This is a genomic window from Nonomuraea lactucae, from assembly GCF_003313395.1.
Classification (GTDB): domain Bacteria; phylum Actinomycetota; class Actinomycetes; order Streptosporangiales; family Streptosporangiaceae; genus Nonomuraea; species Nonomuraea lactucae.
Genome location: NZ_QNFZ01000520.1, coordinates 1 through 1552, shown reverse-complemented (window position 1 = coordinate 1552; position 1552 = coordinate 1). Strand labels below are relative to the sequence as shown.

Sequence of the window (1552 nt, the reverse complement as noted above, 5' to 3'; positions counted from 1 at the left end):
GCCCCACCACGCCGCGGGTGCGGCCGCGGCCGCCGGCGGCCGGTCCTCCCCCGCCTCCAGCAGCAGCACGCGGGCGTTCGCGTCCTCCGACAGGCGCGCCGCCACCACGCACCCCGCGCTGCCCGCCCCGACCACGACGTAGTCGTAACCGCGCATGTTCAACTCCCCGTTCGCGTCGACGCCACGGCCCCGTACCCCGCCGGCGGCCGGGGAGCAGGCTCACATCTCGTGCTGTCCATCCGCCAGCCCGACCCCTGCTCACAAACGGGTCCCGCCGTTGCGATCGAGCATGCACGCAACGTATACCTGGAGCGTGATCTCATCGAACGGCGAGCGTCCCGGCCTGCACAACCAGGCAGAGCTGGCGTATCGGAGACTGCGGGAGCGGCTCGTCGGGGGTCACTACCATCCCGGTGACCGGCTCGCCGAGAGCGCGCTGTGCGCCGACCTGGAGATGAGCCGCACCCCCGTCCGGGAGGCGTTGCGGCGGTTGCAGAGCGACGGCCTGGTGGTCTCGACGGGCCGGGGGGTCGTCGTCAACTCGCTGTCCGACGACGAGATCAGGCACGCCATGCAGTTGCAGGGCGCGCTCGACACGCTGGCCGCCCGGCTCGCCGCGAGCGCCCAGCGCGACGGGCTGCTCACCCCGGCCCAACTGGAGGGCCTCAGGGAGGCCGCGCGCCAGGTGGAGCGGTCCGCCGGGGCCGCGGACGCGCGGGGGGCCTGGCGCGCCAACCTCGACTTCCACATGATGCTGGGCCGCCTGTCGGGGAACCCGCTGCTCGTGGACGCCCTGGACCGCGTCTGGGCGCGGTTCGCGATCATCAGCCTGGCCAACATCAGCAGGCGCACCACTCTCTTGCCCGCCCGCCATGACGCCATCGTGACGGCGATCGCCGACGGCGACCCCGAGCGCGCCGCCGAGGCGGCGGCGGCCCACGTCCACGAGGCCGAGCGCGCGCACAGGGCCCGGTCCGGCACCTGATGGACCGCTCCTGACCTGCTCCGCCCCTGACCGCCTCGTCCAGGTCAGGTCAGCCAGACTCGTGTGGGGTCAGGTCAACCAGACTCGTCTAGGTCAGGTCAACCAGACTCGTGTGGGTCAGGTCAGCCAGATGAGCCCGGCGAACCGCCCGCACGGCTGGGCGCGGCGGTGGGAGTAGAGCTCCTCCGACTCGATCGTGCAGCGGGCGTCGTGGCGCACGTCCGCGACGCCCGCCGCGCGCAGCTGGGCCTCGATGCCGGCGCGCAGGTCGAGCGCGGGTGTGTCCCACGAGGTCGTGGACCACGTCTCCGGCACCCGCTCGGCGACCCGCTCGCGCAGGGCGGCGGGCACCTCGTAGCAGCGGCCGCACGCGCCGGGCCCGACGAACGCCACCATCCGCTCCGGCGCCGCGCCCTTGGCGGCCATGGCCTGGACCAGTGCCGTGGTCACCCCCGCCTCGGTGCCGGGGCGGCCCGAGTGGGCGGCGGCGGCCACGCGGGCCTCCGGGTCGGCCACCAGGACGGCCGAGCAGTCGGCGCCGAGGGAGGCGAGGGCGAGGCGCGGCTC

Annotated in this window: 3 protein-coding genes; 1 reads left to right on the top strand and 2 read right to left on the bottom strand. The window is 74.7% G+C overall.

The features are described from left to right. Positions 1-156: FAD-dependent oxidoreductase (locus tag DQW85_RS23210; RefSeq protein WP_113702223.1), on the bottom strand; the 156-nt coding region annotated here is incomplete at its 3' end. A gap of 157 nt (positions 157-313) precedes the next feature. Here DQW85_RS23210 and DQW85_RS23205 point away from each other — a divergent pair. Next, the gene (locus DQW85_RS23205; RefSeq protein WP_162795275.1) at positions 314-985 is read left to right on the top strand and encodes a GntR family transcriptional regulator; all 672 of its coding nucleotides are present in this window, start codon (positions 314-316) and stop codon (positions 983-985) included. Between the two features lie 117 nt (positions 986-1102). Here the strand turns inward: DQW85_RS23205 and DQW85_RS23200 are convergent. Next, on the bottom strand, positions 1103-1552 hold a 450-nt coding region (locus tag DQW85_RS23200), incomplete at its 5' end, for a purine nucleoside phosphorylase YfiH/LACC1 family protein (protein ID WP_162795274.1).